Annotated in this window: 17 protein-coding genes; 4 read left to right on the top strand and 13 right to left on the bottom strand. The window is 24.5% G+C overall.

The window, feature by feature from the left end:
* Positions 1–82: 82 nt before the first annotated feature.
* Positions 83–2,908, bottom strand: a complete 2,826-nt coding sequence (gene leuS / locus H0H77_RS02530; RefSeq protein WP_185851490.1) for a leucine--tRNA ligase — start codon at positions 2,906–2,908, stop codon at positions 83–85.
* A 106-nt stretch (positions 2,909–3,014) separates the two neighbouring features.
* Between leuS and mgtE the strand changes: the two genes are divergently transcribed.
* Complete coding sequence (gene mgtE / locus H0H77_RS02525; RefSeq protein WP_185851489.1) at positions 3,015–4,370, top strand: magnesium transporter; 1,356 nt, start codon at positions 3,015–3,017, stop codon at positions 4,368–4,370.
* 25 nt (positions 4,371–4,395) lie between these two features.
* On the opposite strand, the gene H0H77_RS02520 is transcribed toward mgtE, so the two are convergent.
* Positions 4,396–5,421 carry an RluA family pseudouridine synthase gene (locus tag H0H77_RS02520; RefSeq protein WP_185851488.1) on the bottom strand — a complete coding sequence of 342 codons (1,026 nt, stop codon included), beginning with the start codon at positions 5,419–5,421 and terminating at the stop codon, positions 4,396–4,398.
* A 15-nt stretch (positions 5,422–5,436) separates the two neighbouring features.
* The gene (locus tag H0H77_RS02515) at positions 5,437–6,357 is read right to left on the bottom strand and encodes a PASTA domain-containing protein (protein ID WP_185851487.1); all 921 of its coding nucleotides are present in this window, start codon (positions 6,355–6,357) and stop codon (positions 5,437–5,439) included.
* Positions 6,358–6,464: 107 nt separating this feature from the next.
* On the opposite strand from H0H77_RS02515, the gene H0H77_RS02510 reads away from it, so the two are divergent.
* Positions 6,465–7,448, top strand: coding sequence for a D-alanine--D-alanine ligase (locus tag H0H77_RS02510; protein WP_185851486.1), 984 nt, complete (start codon positions 6,465–6,467; stop codon positions 7,446–7,448).
* Between the two features lie 155 nt (positions 7,449–7,603).
* Here the strand turns inward: H0H77_RS02510 and feoB are convergent, their stop codons facing one another.
* Together feoB and H0H77_RS02500 are read right to left on the bottom strand one after the other, a co-directional pair.
* Positions 7,604–9,667 (bottom strand): ferrous iron transport protein B, encoded by a 2,064-nt coding sequence (gene feoB / locus H0H77_RS02505; protein ID WP_185851485.1) that lies wholly within the window; start codon positions 9,665–9,667, stop codon positions 7,604–7,606.
* 22 nt (positions 9,668–9,689) lie between these two features.
* On the bottom strand, positions 9,690–9,923 hold the full coding sequence (locus tag H0H77_RS02500) for a FeoA family protein (protein WP_238783785.1): 234 nt from the start codon (positions 9,921–9,923) through the stop codon (positions 9,690–9,692).
* Between the two features lie 154 nt (positions 9,924–10,077).
* On the opposite strand from H0H77_RS02500, the gene rseP reads away from it, so the two are divergent.
* A complete protein-coding gene (gene rseP / locus H0H77_RS02495) occupies positions 10,078–11,406 on the top strand; it encodes an RIP metalloprotease RseP (protein ID WP_185851878.1) in 1,329 nt (442 codons plus the stop codon).
* Here rseP and H0H77_RS03085 read toward each other — a convergent pair.
* Complete coding sequence (locus H0H77_RS03085; protein WP_317168009.1) at positions 11,341–11,724, bottom strand: 5-formyltetrahydrofolate cyclo-ligase; 384 nt, start codon at positions 11,722–11,724, stop codon at positions 11,341–11,343. The two genes, rseP and H0H77_RS03085, sit on opposite strands and share 66 nt — an antisense overlap.
* Positions 11,725–11,974: 250 nt before the next feature.
* Positions 11,975–12,781: an alpha/beta fold hydrolase gene (locus tag H0H77_RS02485; protein ID WP_185851484.1), complete on the bottom strand. Its 807-nt coding sequence runs from the start codon at positions 12,779–12,781 to the stop codon at positions 11,975–11,977.
* Positions 12,782–12,847: 66 nt separating this feature from the next.
* Here H0H77_RS02485 and H0H77_RS02480 point away from each other — a divergent pair, with 66 nt between their 5' ends.
* Positions 12,848–13,630 (top strand): type III pantothenate kinase, encoded by a 783-nt coding sequence (locus H0H77_RS02480; protein WP_185851877.1) that lies wholly within the window; start codon positions 12,848–12,850, stop codon positions 13,628–13,630.
* A 12-nt stretch (positions 13,631–13,642) separates the two neighbouring features.
* Here the strand turns inward: H0H77_RS02480 and H0H77_RS02475 are convergent, their stop codons facing one another.
* From H0H77_RS02475 to recG, 6 genes are all read right to left on the bottom strand, one after another.
* The gene (locus H0H77_RS02475) at positions 13,643–14,059 is read right to left on the bottom strand and encodes an HIT family protein (RefSeq protein ID WP_185851483.1); all 417 of its coding nucleotides are present in this window, start codon (positions 14,057–14,059) and stop codon (positions 13,643–13,645) included.
* Positions 14,060–14,542 carry a transcription elongation factor GreA gene (greA, locus tag H0H77_RS02470; RefSeq protein WP_185851482.1) on the bottom strand — a complete coding sequence of 161 codons (483 nt, stop codon included), beginning with the start codon at positions 14,540–14,542 and terminating at the stop codon, positions 14,060–14,062.
* 147 nt (positions 14,543–14,689) lie between these two features.
* A complete protein-coding gene (gene murA / locus H0H77_RS02465) occupies positions 14,690–15,994 on the bottom strand; it encodes a UDP-N-acetylglucosamine 1-carboxyvinyltransferase (RefSeq protein ID WP_185851481.1) in 1,305 nt (434 codons plus the stop codon).
* Between the two features lie 26 nt (positions 15,995–16,020).
* The gene (locus tag H0H77_RS02460; RefSeq protein WP_185851480.1) at positions 16,021–16,632 is read right to left on the bottom strand and encodes a DUF4290 domain-containing protein; all 612 of its coding nucleotides are present in this window, start codon (positions 16,630–16,632) and stop codon (positions 16,021–16,023) included.
* 70 nt (positions 16,633–16,702) lie between these two features.
* Complete coding sequence (locus H0H77_RS02455) at positions 16,703–17,686, bottom strand: cation diffusion facilitator family transporter (RefSeq protein WP_185851876.1); 984 nt, start codon at positions 17,684–17,686, stop codon at positions 16,703–16,705.
* Positions 17,687–17,909: 223 nt separating this feature from the next.
* On the bottom strand, positions 17,910–20,033 hold the full coding sequence (gene recG, locus H0H77_RS02450; RefSeq protein WP_185851479.1) for an ATP-dependent DNA helicase RecG: 2,124 nt from the start codon (positions 20,031–20,033) through the stop codon (positions 17,910–17,912).
* Positions 20,034–20,126: the final 93 nt, after the last annotated feature.

The following is a 20,126-nucleotide window of genomic DNA, read 5'->3' as shown; positions in this document are numbered from 1 at the left end:
TTAAAAAATGAATGCTATATCATGGAATGCAAATCTACATTTTATGTAGAAATTTTTTTTAATTTAATCACTTAAAGATTAGTTAAATAATTATATTTATAACTTTTTTTGGAACTATGATTATTTTTTTTAATACTTTTTCTTTTAAAAAGAATTTTGTTTTATAATGATTTAATATTTTCTTTTTTATTTGTTTTGTTGTAATATTTGATTCAAATTTTTCTTGAAATTTGAACTTTCCATTTAACATAATGGGATATGTTATTTTTTTTTCTACAAGAAATTTTGTATCTAAAATAGGAATAGAAGAAAGAATAACAGATTTTTTTCCTCCTAATTTTTTCCAAAGTTCTTCAGCTATATGAGGAGCAAATGGAGCTAGTAATTTGACGAGTGGTTCCAATATCTTTCTTTTATTACATTTTAAAATAGTTAGTTGGTTCACAACAATCATAAAAAGACTAATCGATGTATTAAAAGAAAAAGATTTTATTTTTTCTTGCAATTTCTTTATTGTTTTATGTAATATTTGAAATTCTTCAAAAGTTGGAGATAATTCACTTACTTGAAAAACTCCATTTTTATGGAATAACCGCCAAAATTTATTGATAAAATTTTTGATTCCATTAATTTTTTCATCATTCCAAGATTTAGATTGTGTAATGGGACCTAAAAACATTTCATAAAGTCGAAAGACATCTGATCCATATTTTTCATAGATTTTATCCGGATTAATTACATTATATTTAGACTTAGACATTTTTTCCAATTTTCTTTTGCAAAAAAAATTTCCTTTTTCTAAAAAAAATTCTGCATTAGAAAATTCTGTCCTCCATTTTTTAAATTGATTGATGTTTAATTTATTATTTTTTATAAGAGATAGATCTACATAAATTTCTTGAAATGAAAAATTATAATTTTTATTTCTTAATCCATAAGAGACAAATATATTTTTTCCAATAGCTTTCAGTATAATAGCAGAATAGCTAAGAATCATTCCTGGATTAAGAATTTTTTTAAAAGGTTCTTCTGAACTTATCCAACCTCTATCCTTCAGAAATTTATGCCAAAATCTTGCATAAATCAAATGTCCTGTAGTATGTTCAGATCCTCCAATATATAAATTAACATTTTTCCAATAATGTTCTTTTTTTTTATCAATAAAAAATTGATGGTTATGAACATCCATATAACGGATAAAATACCAACTTGATCCAGCCCAACTAGGCATAGTACTAGTTTCTATTGGAAATACGTGTTTTTTATCTATAAGATCTTTTGAAACTATTTTCATATTTTTTTCATCCCAAGCCCATTGATTTACCCTCTCCAATGGAGATTTTCCATTTTTTGGATGATAATTTTCTATCTTTGGAAGAAGAAGAGGAAGTTTTTCAATAGGAATAGTTTTTGGGATTTTATTTTTAAAATAAATAGGAATTGGTTCTCCCCAATATCTTTGTCTAGAAAAAACAGCATCTCGTAATTTATATGTATTTTTTCTTTTTCCAATATTTTTTTTTTCTAATATTCGTATAATTTTTTCCTTTGCTTCTTTTGAATCTAATCCATTTAAAAAATCGGAATTTATGCATATTTCATTTTGATCTTCGTTATTCTTAGTAGAATCATCTACTTTTTTTTCCTTAAGAAGGACTTGTATTATTTCCAAACCAAATTTTTTCGCAAATTTAAAACTATCTTTTTCATGACCTGGTATTCCTATTATAGATTTTGTTTCCTTATCTATAGGAAAGTCATCACTGATATAAATAGGAATTTTTTTATCCATAATAAATGGATGAAAAACATAATTTCCTGTAAAAACCCCAAAAATAGTTGTTTCTTTTTTTAATAGAATGTTGTTATTCTTGTTAATATAATTCATCACATTTTCCTTATGGGAAGAAAGAGTAATTTTTTCTACAAGTGGATGATCTGTAGATAAAATAATGAAAGTCATTCCAAATATAGTTTCTGGACGAGAAATAAATAATTCTATTTTTTTTCTATTTTTTTTTGGAAACATGATTTCTAATAAAATAGATGATCCTAAATTTTTTCCTATCCAATTAGATTGTAAATTTTTTAAAGACTTAGAACAATCAATCAATTCTAATCCCTTTAAAAGTCTTTCTATATAAGCGCTAATTCGGATATGCCATTGTAACATTTTCTTTTTGTAAATTGGATATCCGCCTCTTTGACTTTTTCCATTTTTTATTTCTTCATTTGCTAAAACAGTTCCTAAATCTGGACACCAATTAACTGTTTTTTTACATAAAAAAGCTAAACGATAGTCTAAAAGAATGGATTCTTTTTTAAAAGAATTTAATTTTTTCCACTCTTTTGAATTAAATTTGTAATTGAATGAACTGCTAGCAGTTACAAATAAATTTCCGTTTTTATTAAATTCTTCAATCAAAGTATCTATAGATTTAGCTTGTTCACTTTTTTTGTCATACCAAGAATTAAAAATTTGAATAAACATCCATTGAGTCCAACGATAATAAGTGGGATCACTTGTACATAATGAACGGCTCCAATCGAAAGAGATTCCTATTTTATTGATTTGTTTTTTATATCTTTGAATATTTTTACGTGTAGTTTCATAAGGATGTTGTCCAGTTTGAATAGCATATTGTTCTGCAGGAAGTCCAAAAGAATCAAATCCTATAGGATTTAATACATTATATCCTTTTGCTCTTTTATATCTTGCATAAATATCCGAAGCGATATATCCTAAACAATGTCCAATATGAAGGCCTGCTCCAGATGGATAAGGAAACATATTCAAAATGTAATATTTTTTGTTTTTATAAAAACAATTTTCTTTTGCATAAAAAAGATGATTTTTTCTCCAATATGTTTGCCAACGTTTTTCAATTTCACGAAAATTATATTCCATATTTTCTAATATTTATTAGATTTGATAATGTTTTATAAATCAATCAAGATTGAAATTAATTTCAATATTTGTAAATAAATATGAATTTTTTCTAAAAAAAAAAGAAATGTTTAATTCTCATAAGAATGATTTTCAAAATAATTTGAATGAAAAATTTTTAAATAATCAAACTATTAGTTATTTAGTAAAATTAATTCAGGATTATCCAAATCATATTATAAAAATATTTAGTTTATTAAAACTATGTAAAGCAACTTCTGTTTTTAAAGTTTTAGATTTTACTGTAAAAAAAAAAATCATAGAAGGTCTTCCACCAATTAAAATGATGGAATTTTTAAATAAATTATCAGTAGATGATCGTGTTTCCTTCTTGGAAAATCTTCCAAAAAATTCTTTAAAAGATTTAATTAAATATTTAAACCCTGAAGAAAAACGGAAAACATTAGTTTCTTTAGGATATCCTGAAAATAGTGTCGGTCGTTTAATGATTCCATATTGTCTATCCGTGCAAGATACTTGGAGTGTTCAAGAAGTATTAGATTATATACGAAAAGAAGGAAAAAATAGTGATGTCATAGAAATTGTATATATAATTGACAAAACAGGAAAATTAGTAGATGATATAAAAATACGAGAATTTTTATTAGTAGATACAAAAACTAAAGTATCTGATTTGATGGATGGACAATATACTGCATTATGTGTAACGGATACAGAAGAAGAAGCTACTAAAATATTTTCTATGAACAATAGAGTTTCACTTCCAGTAATAGATGATCAGAAAATTTTGTTGGGAATAGTAACCATAGATGATATTTTATGGGTATTGAATGAAAATTATAGAGAAGATATTCAAAAAATAGGAGGAATGGAAGTATTGAATCAATCTTATCTTAATGTTCCTTTATTTAGATTAATAAAGAAAAGAGCTGTCTGGCTAACTTTATTATTTATAGGAGAAATGATTACAACAACGGTAATGCAGCAATTTTCAAGTGTGATAGAAAAAGCAATTGTTTTAGCTTTATTCATTCCATTAGTAGTTTCAAGTGGAGGAAATAGCGGATCTCAAGCTGCAAGTTTAGTTATTCAAGCTATGGCTTTAGGAGAAGTAAAAATAAAAGATTGGTGGATAGTAATGCGAAGAGAAATAATATGTGGCTTTTTTTTAGGAAGTATTCTGGGAATAACAGGGTTCATACGTATTATGACTTGGCATAATATTAATTTTTATAATTATGGTCCCCATTGGATTTTGGTTGGATTAACTATTTCTTTTTCTTTGATAGGAGTAGTTTTATGGGGAACTTTTAGTGGATCTATGCTTCCTTTTATCATTAAAAAATTTAGAGGAGATCCAGCAAGTTCTTCTACTCCATTTGTGGCAACATTAGTAGATGTTGTTGGATTGATTATATATTTTTCTATTTCTTATCTCCTTCTTAAAGGAACCTTATTATAAATAATTGGATCACACACAAAAGAATTTAATTTTTTTTAATAGAAAATTGATTTTTACATTTTTGTAAAACATTTTGAAAATCTTCAGGAATTGGACATGTAAAATGACATTTTTTATGATTTGGATGAATAAAAGAAAGACAAATAGCATGTAATGCTTGTCTTTGTAAAATTTTTAAACACATATTGAAAAATTCAATATTTTTTTTTGAAAGTTTTTTTTTCATAAAAATTTTATTTCCTCCATAAGTAGAATCATTAAATAATGGATGTCCTAAATATTTGAAGTGAGCTCTTATTTGATGTGTTTTTCCTGTTTTTATAAAACAGGAAATATATGTTATATATTGAAATTTTTCTACAACTTTATAATGAGTTATTGAATATTTCCCTTTAGAAGGATTTTTAAAAAGAATCCTTCTCTTTCTATTTTTAGGATCTCTTCCTATAAATCCAGTTATACTTCCTTCTTTTTTCTGTAAATCCCCCCATACTAGAGCAATATATTTTTTATAAATAGTTTTATAAAAAAATTGTTTCAATAACCATTTTTGAGAATATTCATTTTTTGCTATAAGAAGTAAACCTGAGGTATCTTTATCTATTCTGTGAATTAACCCTAATCTGGGAGGAAATTTTTTTTGATTAGAAAAATTTTTTAAATGATATTTAATTCCATGAATTAATGTTCCTTTTTCATGACCAAACCCTGGATGTACGACTATTCCCGCAGGTTTATTTATAACTAAAAGATCTTCATCTTCATGAATGATATTAAGAGGTATTTTTTCTTCAGTAATATTTTCTAAAAAAAAAGAGGAATCTAAAAAAATAGAACTATTTGTAATAGTTTTTTCTACTATTACCAAATCGAAAGGCTTTATTAAATAATTATTTTTTTTTATAATATGTTGATTGACTAAAATTTTTCCTGATCTAGTCGCTTTTTGAATTTGATTTCTGCTAATATTTGGAATTAATTGCATCAAAAATTTATCAATTCTAATAGGTTTCTGATCTTGATTTGCAATAAATTTTAATACAGGAGTCATTTTTTTTGTAAAAAGCTATTTTTTATTATTTTCATTTTTTTTTGTTTCAATTTTCGTTTTTTTTTCTAAATGATTTTTATCTTCAATATTTTTTTTAGGGTTATCCTCATTATTTTGAATTATTTTTTCATGTGATTTTATTAAATTTTCCAGTAATTCTTTTGGTTGATTAGTCGTATTTTTTTTAGAAGTTAACCAAATTTCAATATATTTTTTATCCTTCTGTATTTTATTTCCAGGAGAAGGTTTTTGACGATATACGATTTTTTCTTCGTTTATGTTATTCTCATTTGTTGATGAATGGTCATGAATATTAAACAATTTGGCTCTCAAAGTAGAAGTGGCAGTCTGTAAATCCATTCCAATTACATTTGGAACAATAACAAAATTCTTTTCTTCAAATCCTTTTCCAATCATTAAAGTCACCGAATCAAGATTCGGGAGAATATATCCATATTTAATAGATTTTCCTTGATAAAAAACTTTCAAAACAATATCCTTAGAAGGATCATTTACATATTTTATTTCTTTAACAAAAATATGATTATCATGAAGTAATTTAATAGCTGTCCGTTTATTTTTATTTATGATATGAGGTAATATCGTCGATTGGAATATTTTTGCATTAGCTTGTATGTATATATGTCTTCCTATTTTCACATGATCTCCTGCTCCTGGTGAAAAGGAAAGAATTTGATTAGGTTTAAAAGAAGGATCGTAACGAGATATCTCTACATCATATTTTAATCCTAATTTTTTTAAAAGTTCTATAGATTGATCTAAAGTTAAGGAACGAAGGTTAGGAACGACAACATAAGATCCGTGTTTTGTATAAAAATCAACCCATTTTAATGCAAAATCAGTGATTTTGTATAAAATCAATATAGAAATTAATAAATTGATTATGAATATCAAACATAATTTTGAATAATTCATGTTGTAATCACATATCAAAATTTTATATCTTAATTCAATAAAAAAATAAAGATAAAAAAATTTCATTATGAATGAGATGAAATATGAAAAAAATATAATTTTATGAAATGAAAAAAAAAATAGCCATTATTATGGGAGGAGATACAGAAGAGTCTGTCATATCACTCAAAAGCGGAAAAGAAGTTTACAATAATTTAAATAAAGAAGAATTTGAACCTTATCAAATACATCTCTTCAGAGATAAATGGTTTTTGATAGATGAAAACAATCATGAATACTCTGTGAATAAACATGATTTTACAGTTTCTTTTTCAAAGAATCAAATTTTAAAATTTGATTGTGTTTTTAATGCTATTCATGGAACTCCAGGAGAAGATGGAATTATACAGGCTTATTTTCATTTATTGAAAATTCCTTATACAGGATGTCATTTTCATCATGCAAGTATAACTTTTAATAAAAAATATTGTTTATCTTTTTTGAAAGAATTTGGAATCGATACAGCTGTCTCCTTTTTTTTGAATAAAAATGAATCTTTTTGCGAGGAAAAAATTATAAAAAAAATAGGACTTCCATGTTTTGTAAAACCTAGTAGATCTGGATCGAGTTTAGGAATATCTAAAGTGTATGAAAAAAAAGATTTCTTTTATGCAGTAGAGAAAGCTTTTAAAATAGATAACGAAGTTATTATAGAATCTTATCTTAAAGGAACAGAAGTCTCCGTAGGAGTGATATCTTTTAAAAACAAAATTAAAGTTTTGCCAATTACAGAAATCATTAGCAAAAATGATTTTTTTGATTTTGAATCAAAATATTCTGGAAAATCTCAAGAAATAACCCCTGCGAGGTTATTACCAAAAGTTGAAAAAAAAATTCAAACTTTATCAAAGAAAATACATCAAATATTGAATTTATCAGGAATATCTAGATCGGAATATATTCTTGTAAATGGAGTTCCATTTTTTTTGGAAATTAACACAGTTCCTGGGCTTTCTAAAGAAAGTATTTTTCCAAAACAATTAAAAATAGCAGGAATTCCTTTATCTGATTTATTTAGAAATGCTATTTATTCTTCTATTGGATGGAAATAGAATGAATAAAAAAAATTCATTTAATTCATAGTTTACAATTACATTTTTTTCTACAAAAGTTTTTTTTTAATGAGAAAAATTTTAATAAAGTTTTGAAACAATATATTACGGAATATAAAAAAAATATTCCAATGACAATGTATTGCCACATGTTTTTATTTTTTTAATATTTGATATACAAAAAAAGAAGAAAGATAAGCTAATATTGTCATAAAAATAAATTGTAAGATAGGCCATTTCCAAGATTTTGTTTCTTTTTTTATGATGGACAATGTACTCATACATTGCATAGAAAATGCATAAAAAAATAGTAAAGAAACTCCTGTAGCAATATTATTATTTGTTGTAATTTTCGTATTAGGGTCTTCTTCTTTTTTCATTTTTCCCTTTAAAAAAAATAAATCTCCTTTTTTTTCTATGCTATAGACTGATGACATAGTACTAACAAAAACTTCTCTTGCTACAAAAGAAGAAAGTAATCCAATTCCTATTTTCCAATCATATCCTAATGGCTTAATAAAAGGTTCTATTTTTTTTCCTATTAATCCTAAATAAGAATTAGGTAACTCTTTCCTTTTTATCATATTTTCAAAAAAAGTAGTAGAATCTTTATCTTTAGAAGATTCTGAAGGCCCAAAAGATCCTAGTCCCCAAATTAATATACTGATTAATAAAATCATTTTTCCTGCATTAAAAATGAATGATTTTAAATTTATCCACAGAGTAATGAATATATTTCTGAACATAGGACGTTTATAAGTAGGAATTTCCATAATAAGATGACTTTTATAATTTTTTTTTAAAAATTGATGAAGAATCATAGATATGCTCAAAGCGGATAAAATACCTAATAAGTACATTGCCATAAGAACTATTCCTCTTAATTGAATAAAAAACCATTTTTTATCCGGAATAATCATAGATATAATTAATGTATAAACAGGTAATCTAGCAGAACATGTCATAAAAGGAGTTATTAGAATAGTAATTAAACGATCTCTAGGATTTTCAATATGTCTAGCAGACATTACAGCTGGGATAGCACAAGCAACACTAGAAATAATAGGAACTACACTTTTTCCATTTAATCCAAATGGACGCATGATTCTATCCATTAGAAAGATAACTCGACTTATATAACCGCTTTCTTCCATAAGAAGAATAAAAAATAATAAAACAGAAATTTGTGGAATAAAAGTAATTATAGAACTAATTCCTGGTAAAACTCCTTTCAAAAGGAAATTGTTTAAAGGGCCTGGATAAACATTTTCTAGTTTTCTTTGAAGAAAAGAAAAAAAAAATTCTATGATTTTTTTAGGTTTTTCTGACCATAAAAAAACACTTTGAAAAATAAAAAATAAAAAAATAAAAAAAATCAAATACCCCCATAAAGGATGTAATATCAAGTAATTGTCTATTTTTTTTGAAAATTCTAAATGTGATTTTTTTTTTTCTGAAACTGTTTTAGAGAATATTTTTCCTATTTCTTCATATCTATCTAATGTTTCTTTAATTTGCAATCTTTTAGAAATGATATTGTGTTTTTTCCTAATTTCATTTAGGAGGATATTGTTTTTTTTAAAAAAATTTTTACTGTTAGCTAAGTAATACCAAGCTTGGTAAGTATTTATTTTATAATTTTTTTTTACATCTTTAATAGCAATATGATAACGAAGTCCCGGATTGAAAAAGAAGTAGTTTTTCGTTTTTTTTTTCAGATTCTTTATTTTTTTTTTAATTTTTTCCACTCCTATTCCTTTTCTTGCATTGATCAATATAATTTCTGTAATCAAAAGTTTTTTGAGTTCATTGATATCAATGATAACACCTTTTTTTTTTGCTTCATCTATCATATTCAATATGAACAATACAGGAAATCCTAAATCTTGTATTTGTCTAAATAATAGAAGGCTTTTTTTAATATTAGAAGAATCTGCTACCACAATGATTTTATCTGGATAATCAATATCTTCTACATTGTTTAATAAGTTACAAACAACTTCTTCATCTTCAGATGAAGGATATAGACTATAAGTTCCAGGAAGATCTATTATTTGATAATAAATGTTTTCATAAAAAAAATATCCTATTTTTTTATCAACGGTAACTCCTAAATAATTTCCTACTTTTTGATTAAGTCCAGTTAGTTTATTGAACAAAGAAGTTTTTCCAACATTTGGATTTCCAATAAGTGCTAATTTAATTATTCTTTGTTGCATTAATTTTTTTTTTATCAAAAACTCAAATAGGTTCTATTAAAATATTTTCCGCTTCTTTTTTACGCAAAGCTAAACAAGATTGATCGTATCTAATACAAAGTGGATCATAAAAAATAGAAACAAAAAGTATTTCAAATTTGACTCCAGGCAAAACTCCCAATTCTAATAATTTGAGAGGAAAATTCTCATTTTTATATCCTTTAATAATTCCTTTTTCTCCTTTTTTTAGATTAGATAAATTCAAATTTTTTTTCAAAATTTATTTTGATATTGATAATAAATAAAATAATATGAAATTACTCAATTAGTAATATAGTAATATGAAAAAAAATGAAATAAAGTTTTAAATTTACTTCATAAAGTATGAATAAAGTTATAATTAATAACAACATTAATAATCATTAGAAATGATAATGTCTATTTTTATTCGATCTATACAGTTGTTTCTCAGTATTTCTATATTGATTGTTATTCACGAATTGGGTCATTTTTTATTTGCTAAAATATTTAAAGTACGTGTTGAAAAATTTTTTTTGTTTTTTGACCCTTGGTTTTCTATTTTCAAAAAAAAAATAGGACAAACTATTTATGGAATAGGATGGCTTCCTTTAGGAGGTTATGTTAAAATATCTGGAATGATTTTAGATGAAAATTCATATTTAGATAATAAAAAAAAAGATTGGGAGTTTCGTTCAAAATCTGCAATAAAACGATTATTAATTATATCAGGAGGAATTCTTTTCAATGTATTATTATCTATAATCATTTTTTCTTCTTTATTATTTAAATATGGAGAAAAAAATCTTCCTACAAAAAATGTCAAATTTGGAATTGAAGTAGATTCTTTTGGAAAAAAAATTGGGTTAGAAAATGGAGATCGTATTTTATTAATAAATGGAAAATATATCTCTTACTTCAATGATATTCCTAAATCGATTATTTTGGGAAATTCAATTACTGTAGATAGAATGGGGAAAATAATTAATTTATCATTAACCGATGAGAAAAAAAGATTTCTTTTTGATAGAAAAGAATTTAGGTTTTTTATTAAACCTCGCATTCCTCCTATTGTAAACTATGTAATAAAAAATTCAGAAGCAGATAAATCAGGACTGAAAAAAGATGATAAAATTATAGAAGTAAACTCTGAATTTGTTTTATTTTCTGACCAATTAAAAGATCTTTTATCAAGATATAAAAATACAACGATTAATTTATCTATTAATAGAAATGGTTCTCTTATTCAAAAAAAAGTTTTTTTAAATAAAAAAGGATTTTTAGGAATTTTTTTAAAAAATTTTATGGATTTGGATCAAATTTTTTCATTTGAAAAAAAGAATTTTTCTGTAATTGAAAGTTTGTCTTACGGTGGGAAAAGAACTTGGGAAGTATTAAAAAATCAAATTTTTTTTCTGAAAAATGTTTTTCATATAAAAACTAAAGCTTATAAACAAATAGGCAGTTTTTTTTCCATGGTAAAAGAATTTCCTTCTCAATGGAACTGGGATATTTTTTGGTCTTTAACAGCTACTTTGTCTATATGGTTAGCTTTTCTAAATCTATTTCCTATTCCATCATTAGATGGAGGATATATATTCTTCATTTTAATAGAAATGATCACACAAAAAAGAATTAAAGAAATCGTTATTGAACGTTCTACTTTCATTGGATTTTTAATGATTAGTCTTATCATGATGATGGTTATTGTCTGGGATATTTTTAAGGTATTTTTTTATTGAATTATTGAAAAAAAAAACTTTCTTGACAGTGATTCCTATATCTAGGATAAGATCATTTTTATGAAGAGGTTCAATTTTTTTTACAGGGGAAAAAAAACTTAACCCTATTTTGATAACATTGTTTTTACATAGTCTAATAAATCTATCATAAAATCCTTTTCCATATCCAACACGATATCCTTTATTATCAAAAACTAATAATGGAATAAATATCACCTCAATAAGATCAGGAGGAATTATATTTTTTTTTCTAGGTTCTAGAATTCCATATTGATTTACTCTTAAAAAAGTTTTTTCATCAAAAAAACAATTCTCTATGGATAATTCATGAAAATTGGAATGAGGAATTGTGACATACTTTTTTTTTTAAAAAGAAAATCGATAATAATAAATGTATTAATTTCATTATGTTTTTGTATAGGTAAAAAAATATGGTAATATTTTTTGTTCCAAATGAAAAGTTTTTTTAACTGTAAAAAAATTTCATAACTCTTTTTAAAAATTTCTTTTTTAGAAAAAGATTTTCTATAAAAAAAATATTTTTTTCTTAGTTCTTTTTTATTCATTATTATTTCATAATGCAATGAAATACAAAATTTTCCAAAATTTCGATTATTTTTTTTGAATTTTCTAGTGGACCCATATGACCTGTGGGAATGTTAATAGAATAACTTTTATATCCACTTTTTGATTCCTCAATAATTTTTTTGGGATCAAGAATTAAATCATAAAGACCTATAATATATAATTTTGGAAATTTTGTGTTTCTTAATACAAATTTTCTATCTTTTCGAATAGACATTCCTCTTAAAAAAGAAATAACACTGCAAACAGAAGTAGATAATGCTATTTTCTTTAAAAAATGAAATTCTTTTTGTAACAAATTAAATTTGTTAGGATTAAATAATTTATTGAGATTAGTAGAAACAAATAGAGGGTAATTCTCTGTTATAAGTTGTATAGATCTAATACGGTTTTTTTTTCTTTCCAGTGTATCAGATGATGCTGTAGAATGAAGTAAACATAATCCTAAAAGGATTTCTGGATTTTTTTCTGCAAAAGCTAAAGCAATATATCCTCCCATAGAATGACCAATAAAAATTGCTTTTTCTATTTTTTCTTTTTCTAAAATTAATTTTATTATCTCAGCAGATTTTTCCATAGAAAAAATTTTTTTTTCTAAATTGAAAAAAGAACTTTTTCCATGACCAGGAAAATCTATTAAAATGACTTTGTATTTTTTTGAAAGAAAATTGGAAATTGGTAAAAAAATTTCTAAGCTTTCCATAAATCCATGCAAAAAAATAATGGCTATTCCACTTTTATTTCCTTTTATTTTGTAGTAAATATTTGTTTTATTGTATAATATAAACATATTATTAAAATGATGGGTAAATGTAATAATTACATTTTTATTTTTTTTTCAAAAATGAAGTTAATAATGTTGTTAACCATAAATATTGGAAATTCAAGTCTTCGTTTTGGACTATTTAATAATAATTATAATTTCAAATGTAATTGTTCATGGATTATTAATAGTAATCCTCATAGATCATTAGATGAATATATTTTATTATTTAGAAATATATATCAACAATATGGAATTCTATCAAAATTAATACAAAATATTGTGATTGGATCTGTCGTTCCCTCTCTTACAAATATTGTTGAACAATCCTTATATGAAATTCATAAAATAAAACCAATAATAGTAGATAGAAATTCTGATTCTCCAATCAAACATTATTCTCATCAATTGGGAACAGATTTATATGCTAATGCGATAGCTGCATATACATTGTATAAACATAAAAAAACAACTTTAGTTGTTGTAGATTTTGGAACTGCATTAAGTTTAACTTGTATAGATAATAAATATGGAAAACTTCAAGGAATTATTATAGCTCCAGGAGTTAATAGTTCATTAACAGCATTGATTGGGAATACAGCTCAACTTTCACAAATAGAATTGAAAAAGCCTCCTAGTCTATTAGGACAATATACTGAAACATGTATTCAAAGTGGAATTATATATGGATATATAAGTATGGTAGAAGGACTTATAACTCGTATTAATAAAGAATTAAAAACAAATTGTTTTGTTATTGCAACTGGGGGCCTTTCTCATATATACACTCCTTTAACCAAAAAAATTCATCTTAAAGATAAATTACATACAATAAAAGGGTTAAAAATATTATTTCATTGGAATCATAATCAATAATTTTTATTTTTTTCATCCTATAGATATAGATTTTTTTATTTTTTTTGATAAAATTTCAAAATCTTTAACAGACAAAATCATTTTTTTTTTATAAGAAAAACCTACATCACTTTCTTTATCCATAGGAATTAAATGGACATGAACATGAGGAATTTCAAAACCAAGAACGAATAATCCCACACGATTACAAGGGATCGTTTTTTCAATTCCTATAGCTATTTTTCTAGAAAAAGACATAAGACTCAGAAATTCTTTTTCTGTTATAGAGAATATTTTTTCTTGATTGTTTTTTTTTGGGACAACTAAAGTATGTCCGATTTTTATTGGATGAATATCTAAAAAAGCTAAATGTTCAGTATTTTCTGCTACTTTATAAGAAAAAACTTCGTTTTTAATTATTTTTGCGAAAATGTTATTTTTTTTATTCATTTATTCACTAAATGCTATTTCTAATATTTCGTAATCTAGGATCATTTTATTGGGAAGTTTAATCTGAGCTATTTGTCCCACTTGTTTTCCAAGTAATCCTGTAGATATAGGAGTATTTATGGAAATTTTTCCAGATTTTAAATCTGCTTCTCCTTCTGGAACTAAAGTATAAATTTGTTCTCCTCCATATGTTAAATTCTTAACTCTTACTGTAGAAAGAATAGAAACTCTATTTTTGTTTATTTTTGAACCATCTATAACTCGTGCATTAGATAATTTTTTTTTTAATTTGGCTATATTCATTTCTAAGAATCCTTGAGCTTCTTTTATTGCATCATATTCTGCATTTTCTGAAAGATCTCCTTTGTCTCTAGCTTCTGCTATTTGCATGGATATTTTTGGACGTTCTATGTTTTCTAGTCTTTCTATTTCTTTTTGTAGTTTTTTTAATCCTTCTTTAGTTATATATTCGAATTTTTCCATAGTTTTTTTCATTATTATTTATATTCACATTATTTATTTTTATAAAGTTAATTGATTTTGTGAATAATAAAATAATATAAGGAATATAGTGTTTTTATTCAGTTTTTTTTTATAATTTTTTCATGATTCATCTCATAATAATTATTCTTATTCTCGCAAAATGTTTGCTCCTAAAAAACGTAATCTTTGATCAATATTTTCATATCCCCTATCTATTTGTTCTATATTATTGATAATACTAGTTCCTTTAGCAGAAAGAGCCGCAATGAGAAGTGATATTCCTGCTCGTATATCTGGAGAGTTTAATAAAGAACCTCGTAAATAAGATTGATGATTTAATCCAATCACAGTAGCTCTATGAGGATCACATAATATAATTTGTGCTCCCATTTCAATTAGTTTATCTACAAAAAACAATCTACTTTCGAACATTTTTTGGTGAATTAAAACACTTCCTTTCGCTTGAGTCGCAACTACTGTTAAAATACTTAATAAATCTGGAGTTAGGCCTGGCCATGGAGCATCAGAAATCGTTAATATTGCATTATTTAATAATTTTTTTATTTTATAAGATTTTTGCGATGGAATATAAATATCATCATTTTCTTTTTCTAACTTGATTCCCATTTTATTAAATGTATTCGGAATAATTCCTAAATTTTTCCAACTCACATTTTTAATTTTAATTTCAGAATTAGTAATTGCTGCTAATCCAATCCAACTTCCTATTTCTACCATATCAGGTAAAAGACTATGTGTACATCCTCCTAATTCTTTGACTCCAGTTATATTAATTAGATTAGAAGCAATTCCTTTTATTTTAGCTCCCATTTTATTTAAAAGTCTACATAACTGTTGAATATAAGGTTCGCACGCAGCATTGTAAATAGTTGTTTTCCCTTTAGCTAGAGAAGCTGCCATGATAATATTCGCTGTTCCAGTGATAGATGCTTCTTCTAATAAAATGTATTGTCCAGTTAAATATTTTTTAGTATATAAATGAAAAAATTTATCTTCATGATAATCGATAGAACATCCCAAAGATTGAAATCCTTTTAAATGAGCATCCAAACGTCTACGACCAATTCTATCACCTCCAGGAATAGGCATCCATGCCACTCCAAATCTAGCTAATAATGGACCAGCGATCATGAGAGATCCTCTAATATATTTTCCATATTCACGAAATTTTTTCGTACTGAAATATTCAAGTTGAATATTTTTTGCTTGAAAAGTATAATCTCCAACATCATTTTTTTGAACATAGACTCCTAAATGTTTAAGTATTTGTATTAAACATTTTACATCTCCTATTTCTGGAATATTTTTTATTCTTAGTTTTTCTGATGTTAATAAAACAGCACACAATACTTGTAAAGCTTCATTCTTTGCCCCTTGAGGTTTAACTTCTCCTTTCAAAGAAAACCCTCCTTTTATTTTAAAAGTAGCCATTTAGCCATTATGATTATTCATCATAATCATATTTTGTTTTTTCTGTTTATATAATTTTTTTTTCTTTTTGAATTGAATAAAATATGGGAACATTGTATCAATGTATTATCCGTATTATTCATCAAACATATTTTTCCTTTTGAAAGTTCTTTCAAATCTTGAAATATGACATCATCTTCTACAATATTTTTATTCCATCTTAAATAATTTTTTTTCATTGTATTTGCTATAGCATAGAACAATCCTTCTTTTTTTTGTCTATTTTTACAATGAATTGCTACATGTATCATATTTCTTATGATTTTTCCATAATATCTAAAATTGGTTATATATTCTGGATATACAACTTTTTTACATTTTATTTTCATTTTTTCTGGATTTGGTTTTGGAAAAGGAGGATCAACATCCAATTGATATTTGGACATAATAAACAATTGATTCCATAATTTATGTTGAAAATATGGAATTTCTTTGTTAAATCTTGGACTAGTAGAAGAAGTCATTAGTTTAATGATACTCCATGCACATCTGTTACGTTTTTTTCTATTTTTTATTTGTATTGCATAGTCTATCATTTTATGAATATTTCTTCCATATTCTGGAATAACCAATTTGAAACGGTTAGTATTATATTCCATATTTATATTTTTTTATTCTTTTATTCTCACTAAAAATAAGATCTTTTCTTTTAATCTAAGATTTATTGTTTTAATATGAAGTCTTATCTAATGTCCAAAGAATTTTTTCTTGAAAAAAATTTTGTCTAAATTGACATGAATGATTGAAACAAAATATACAATGATGTTTTGTACAAGCATCTACATGTACGGAGAGTTCTACTTTATTTCCAAATTTTTTCTTTGTTAAATCCGTTAATTTTTGTACTTCTTTATTGGCTTCTTTAATATTAAAAAACCATGGAACAGTTAAATGACAATCAACATGTAACGCACTTCCATATTTAATAATTTTTAAATGATGAAGATCTATCCAATGGAGATCTCTTTTTTCATTTAGATAAAAAGATAATTTATTTAAGAGTTTTTTATCAGATTCATCCATAATTCCAGCTGTAGCATTTCTTAATAATTTTAATCCCGTATATAGAATTAAGGATGAAAAAATAATAGAAATAATAGGATCTATCCATATCCATTTAGTTATATTTAACAATGTTAATCCTATAATTATTCCAAGAGTAGAATAAGTATCTATTTGAAGATGTTTCCCACTAGCGACTAGTGTTAAAGTTCCATTTTTATTTCCTATTTTACAAGCAAAAAAACCTAGAAAATAATTGATAATAGCCGTGAATAACATTAAAAAAATTCCATAATCTAATCTTAATAAAAAAGTTTCATTCATAATATTTTTATTAAGATGTATTAAAGTTTTTATAAAAATGACGATTCCTACAATAAAAATAAAAAAACCTTCTATTGCAGTAGATATAAATTCTATTTTTCCATGACCATATGGGTGATTATGATCTTTAGGTAAAGAGGAGATATAAAGGCTATATAATCCTATAAAACCACTAAATATATTTGTTATGCTTTCCATCGCATCACTGAATACAGAAAGAGAAGAAGTTATATGCCAAGTAATTAACTTTATAAAAAATATCAATACTGAGACAAAACAAATCCATTTTTGGATACTCCAATTGATTTTTATGTTGTTATCATCCATAATCATATCCATAATATTTTTACTTTCTGTAGTAAATAATTTTTAAAAATTAATGAAATTTTTTTATAGAGAAAAAAATCTCTTGTGTTCTTCTATAGAATCTCTAATTCATTTAGAATGAAAAAAATTCACATTCACTTTTTCTTTTTTACTTGATTATTGAAAATTAATAAATAATTTTTTCTATTCCTTCCCGTTTAAAACTATTTCGTGAAGTTTTTTATTAACTGATTCTTCCCCAAAAAGATTTGTAGTATTTATAAAAATGACTTTTTGTAGTAGTTTTTTGAGTTAATAAAAAATTAGGATTTTTGTAAAAAAAATTTTTAGCGATAGGAATAACTTCTTTCATGAGCTGATAATCTTTCATAAGATTTGCAATTCTTAAATAAGAAGTTCTTCCGCTTTGTTTTGTTCCTGTTAAATCTCCACTTCCTCGTAATTTAAGATCTTCTTTTGCAATTTCTAAACCGTTATTAGTTTGACACATTTTTTTTATTCTAAAATGTCCTTCAATACTAATTTTATCATTTGTCATAAGAATGCAATAACTTTGGTGAACTCCTCTTCCTACTCTCCCTCTTAATTGATGTAATTGAGACAATCCAAAACAATCTGCATTTTCTATTAAAATGATTGAAGCATTTGGAACATCAACTCCTACTTCTATAACGGTAGTAGAAACCATTATTTTAGTTTCTCCACGTAAAAATCGAATCATTTGAATGTTTTTTTCTTGAGGTGTCATTTTTCCATGTAAAATTCCAATTTGATTTTCCAAATTTTTGAATTTTTCTTTTAAAATATGATATCCTTTTATTAAATTTTGATATCTACTAAATTTTTCCTTTTCTTCTATAGTAGGATAGACAATGTATATTTGTCTTCCTTTTATAATTTGATTTTTTATTATTTCAAATACTTTATATCTCATTTTATTGAAAAAATGAACGGTTTTAATTGGTTTTCTTCCTTTAGGATATTCTTTAATAATAGAAATTTTTAAATTTTTGTAAAGAGTCATAGCTAAAGTTCTAGGAATAGGTGTTGCTGTCATGATTAATATGTGAGGAGGTTTTTTATTTTTTTCCCAAATTTTTGCTCTTTGTTCCACTCCAAAACGTTGTTGCTCATCTATTATTGCTAATCCAAGATTTTTAAAAATAACTTTATCTTGAATTAAAGTATGTGTTCCTATTAAAATAGAAATCTTTCCTGTGAAAAGATCATGATAGATACATTCACGTCTTTTATTAGAAGTGGAACTTGTTAATAAAGCTATTTTAACTCCAATTTCAGAAAACATTTTTTTTATGGAAGAATAATGTTGTACAGCTAAAACTTCAGTTGGAACCATCAAACAAGATTGAAACCCATTATCTAAAGCAACAAGCATTGATAATATAGCTATTATCGTTTTTCCACATCCTACATCTCCTTGTAATAATCTATTCATTTGAATAGGTTTTTTTAAGTCATTCCATATTTCTTTAAAAACTCTTTTTTGTTCTTCTGTTAAAGTAAAGGGTAAGAAATATTTGTAGAATTTTGAAAAATTTTTCCCTAATTTGTAAAAAGGATAACTGGATAATGATGTTGTGTTTTTATTCTTATATAAGAAAGATAATTTTAAAAAGAACAATTCTTCAAATTTTAAACGATATTGTGCTTGAAATAGTTTTTCTGAAGATTTAGGAAAATGTATTTGAATTAACGCTTCTTTTCTTGGCATTAATTTTTTTTTAATAATAATATCTTGAAAGAAAATTTCTTTTATCTCATTTTTTGATTCTTTTATTAAGTTTTGTAATAGATTAATCATCAATAAATTATTGATTCCGTTTTCTTTAAATTTTTTAGAAATAGAGTAGATAGGATAAAAATTATTTTTGAGTTTGAATTTTTGAATATTTGGATGAATAATTTGAATTTTTTTTTGATATAATTTAATGTTTCCAAAAATTAATACGACTATTGGAACATTTTTTTTAATATTTTTCTTAAAAAAATTTATTTTTTGAAACCATACCAATTCAATAAAACCTGTATGATCTTCTAAACGTGCTATCAATATAATTCTTCCTTTTTTATTATTAGGATTAATTTTTTTTTCTTCTATCTTGGTTACTTTTCCTAATATTTGTATTATATTATTGTTATTATTTTTTTCAATATTTGATTTGAATTCTGATATATTTAATATGGAGCAATTAATATATTTTTTTGGATAAAAAGAAAGTAAATCTTCATATGTATGAATATTCAATTCAATATTAAATAGACGGGCTTTTTTTGAGCTTACTCCTTTTAAATGTTCTATAGATTTTTCTAAAATATTGTATGACATTTTTTTGGAAAAATTCAGATTTATTTCTTTAGTAAAGTAATTAATAGTGATTTTTTTGCATCAAAAAAAAATATTTAATTTTGTTAGTTAAGT

Origin of the sequence: Blattabacterium cuenoti (genome assembly GCF_014251255.1) — a bacterium.
In the GTDB taxonomy this organism is placed as follows: Bacteria; Bacteroidota; Bacteroidia; order Flavobacteriales; family Blattabacteriaceae; genus Blattabacterium; species Blattabacterium cuenoti_W.
The sequence above is the reverse complement of the archived record's forward strand: the minus strand, read 5'-3'. Positions and strand labels throughout refer to the sequence as shown.

What these genes read in the sequence shown, in the direction of transcription:
- leuS (WP_185851490.1), bottom strand. Translation starts at nt 2,908, where the DNA reads ATGGAATATAATTTTCGTGAAATTGAAAAACGTTGGCAAACATATTGG.
- mgtE (WP_185851489.1), top strand. Translation starts at nt 3,015, where the DNA reads ATGTTTAATTCTCATAAGAATGATTTTCAAAATAATTTGAATGAAAAA.
- H0H77_RS02520 (WP_185851488.1), bottom strand. Translation starts at nt 5,421, where the DNA reads ATGACTCCTGTATTAAAATTTATTGCAAATCAAGATCAGAAACCTATT.
- H0H77_RS02515 (WP_185851487.1), bottom strand. Translation starts at nt 6,357, where the DNA reads ATGAATTATTCAAAATTATGTTTGATATTCATAATCAATTTATTAATT.
- H0H77_RS02510 (WP_185851486.1), top strand. Translation starts at nt 6,465, where the DNA reads ATGAAAAAAAAAATAGCCATTATTATGGGAGGAGATACAGAAGAGTCT.
- feoB (WP_185851485.1), bottom strand. Translation starts at nt 9,667, where the DNA reads ATGCAACAAAGAATAATTAAATTAGCACTTATTGGAAATCCAAATGTT.
- H0H77_RS02485 (WP_185851484.1), bottom strand. Translation starts at nt 12,781, where the DNA reads ATGTTTATATTATACAATAAAACAAATATTTACTACAAAATAAAAGGA.
- H0H77_RS02480 (WP_185851877.1), top strand. Translation starts at nt 12,848, where the DNA reads ATGTTGTTAACCATAAATATTGGAAATTCAAGTCTTCGTTTTGGACTA.
- H0H77_RS02475 (WP_185851483.1), bottom strand. Translation starts at nt 14,059, where the DNA reads ATGAATAAAAAAAATAACATTTTCGCAAAAATAATTAAAAACGAAGTT.
- greA (WP_185851482.1), bottom strand. Translation starts at nt 14,542, where the DNA reads ATGGAAAAATTCGAATATATAACTAAAGAAGGATTAAAAAAACTACAA.
- murA (WP_185851481.1), bottom strand. Translation starts at nt 15,994, where the DNA reads ATGGCTACTTTTAAAATAAAAGGAGGGTTTTCTTTGAAAGGAGAAGTT.
- H0H77_RS02460 (WP_185851480.1), bottom strand. Translation starts at nt 16,632, where the DNA reads ATGGAATATAATACTAACCGTTTCAAATTGGTTATTCCAGAATATGGA.
- H0H77_RS02455 (WP_185851876.1), bottom strand. Translation starts at nt 17,686, where the DNA reads ATGGATGATAACAACATAAAAATCAATTGGAGTATCCAAAAATGGATT.
- recG (WP_185851479.1), bottom strand. Translation starts at nt 20,033, where the DNA reads ATGTCATACAATATTTTAGAAAAATCTATAGAACATTTAAAAGGAGTA.